This is a genomic window from Photobacterium chitinilyticum, assembly GCF_004104355.1.
GTDB classification, from domain to species: Bacteria; Pseudomonadota; Gammaproteobacteria; order Enterobacterales; family Vibrionaceae; genus Photobacterium; species Photobacterium chitinilyticum.
This window is the reverse complement of the sequence record NZ_RJLM01000050.1, coordinates 1-2160: the sequence shown is the minus strand read 5'-3', so window position 1 is coordinate 2160 and position 2160 is coordinate 1. Positions and strand designations below refer to the sequence as shown.

General features: G+C 43.6%; 2 protein-coding genes. Both read left to right on the top strand.

Features of this window, described 5'->3' with window-relative positions:
• Positions 1-567 precede the first annotated feature (567 nt).
• Positions 568-840: a type II toxin-antitoxin system TacA family antitoxin gene (locus EDI28_RS25660; protein WP_128786676.1), complete on the top strand. Its 273-nt coding sequence runs from the start codon at positions 568-570 to the stop codon at positions 838-840.
• On the top strand, positions 837-1337 hold the full coding sequence (locus EDI28_RS25655) for a GNAT family N-acetyltransferase (protein ID WP_128786675.1): 501 nt from the start codon (positions 837-839) through the stop codon (positions 1335-1337). Before EDI28_RS25660 ends, EDI28_RS25655 begins: the two co-directional genes overlap by 4 nt.
• The last annotated feature ends 823 nt before the right edge of the window (positions 1338-2160 follow it).

Below are 2160 nucleotides of genomic sequence, written 5' to 3'. Positions count from 1 at the left end.
GCAACTCCATCCATTAATACGATCATACTTGGCCGAAAATCCTTCCATGCATGATGAATCTGCGACATACAAGCAACAAACACAGGCTCTGCTAATTGCGATTTACTTTCAACTATTTGAGCCAAACCAACTTGCATGACAACCTGATGCGGAGAAGCTTGGCTGCTTCACCAAACCTATGGGCAAAGAAATGCACCAACACTTTCACAGCAAAGTAACGTTAAAATTATGATGTTGAATTGCCAGAATTAAAGGCAGTAGAGAAGACAACAGCAAGCTGATCTTCGGACTTTCAGGCAGCCTTTCGCTGAACGAATGGCTAGAGAAATTGTGGAAATAAGCACTGAACAATCTACCATTGAAATTCTTGGCTCTACATAACGTCTGCAATAAGGTGTGCCCCACTGAACCAGCAAAGCACACCGAACTTCATACCAAAACCGCCGAGTGTAACGCATCACCTTGATTGCCTTGTTAGCCGCGTGCCAAAGTGACACAGCAATTGCCAATCAGTAACAACCATGCCATACTTTAAATGTGCCACTTTGACACTCAATGGAGGTTTGTATGGCTACTGCACTACCACGTATCACTGCCCGTGTAGACATTGATACCCAAGAATTACTATCACAAGCCGCWGCCATCGCTGGCATGTCTAGTATTAACTCATTTGTTCTTAGTGCCGCTGTTGAAAAAGCGAAACAGATTATGGAACGTGAACGAGCTCTTAAACTAAGTCAACGTGATGCCATGWTGCTCATGGATGCTCTTGACGAACCAGCTAAACCTAATGCGCGACTGCAACAGGCGGCAGCTCGTTACAAGGAAAAAACGCAATAATGAAGACGGTCCAATTAGACAAAACTAAGCATGACCGTCATCGTTTTGATTGTGGTATTGATGCTCTAAACAATTATTTGAAAATCATGGCTAGTCAACAAGCCAAGAAAGATAACACCCGTACATTTGTACTTGAAGATGTAGACTGTACCGAGCATGTTGTAGGCTATTACACGCTTACTATGACACCAATTGATTTAACATCACTACCARCGAAACTACAAAAGAAGCATCATAATGCCAGCTCTGGCGGCTTAATCGCAAGGCTTGCAGTCGATCAACGATACAAAGGTAATGGCTATGGTGAATGGTTGCTTATTGATGCACTTCGAAAATTACTGATGGCCAGTGAAACAGTAGCATTCCCTGTTGTTATCGTTGACGCTAAAGATGGTGCTGAATACTTCTACGAAAAATATGGATTCACTGCATTTCAAGATGCTGAAAATAAACTGTTTATCACGATTGCAGATGTAAGAGCGAGTATTGGCGATTAAAATATCGCCTTTCGCGGCTAACGCCKGGKATAAGGTGCGCCACGRYMAACTCACCAAAYCCACCGAACTCCAAACCAAAACCGCCGAGTCAAACGCGTCACCTTGATACCTTTGTTATGGCGAGATCAAAGTAACCTACTCAACTTCCATGCACGCTACCGCTACAGGGTTTCCTGCTTTAGAGAAGAACATCATAAGCAACAACCTAAACATATACATGATTCGTGTCATTTCTTTATGATTTATATAACAAAATTAGGAGTTACTTGATAAAGGATGGCTCTTTACTAAACATTTTGAACCTGTGCTTCATGGAGAAAACAGCGACTGTAAAACGACAATCGAGTGTGCTGCGGACTGGAACCAATGATGCCTATTTTCATTGCAAACACCCAACACCATAACAGGATTGGAAAACTACTGCTTGCTAGCTGCTAAGCCTCGACCCGATGTAAATGAAGGGAATCAACACAAGTGCAGGAGCCAATTGGACAAGTGGAAAGAAGCCACCTCAGGACGACAATCGGGCGTGTTGCATACAGTACCTACAAATGCCGATTTTCCTTGCAAACACCCAGCACCATAACAGAGCTGGAAAACTGCAATATACTAGCGACTAAGAACGACCCACCGCCCAGTAACTCGGCAGCCACGTTAACTGTACTCACTTACGCCATAACGCCTGGGATAAGGTGCGCCACGATGAACTCACCAAATCCACGAAACTCCAAACCAAAAATGCCGAGTCAAACGAGTCACCTTGATACCTTTGTTATGCAACTCCATCCATTAATACGATCATACTTGGCCGAAAGTCTTTCCA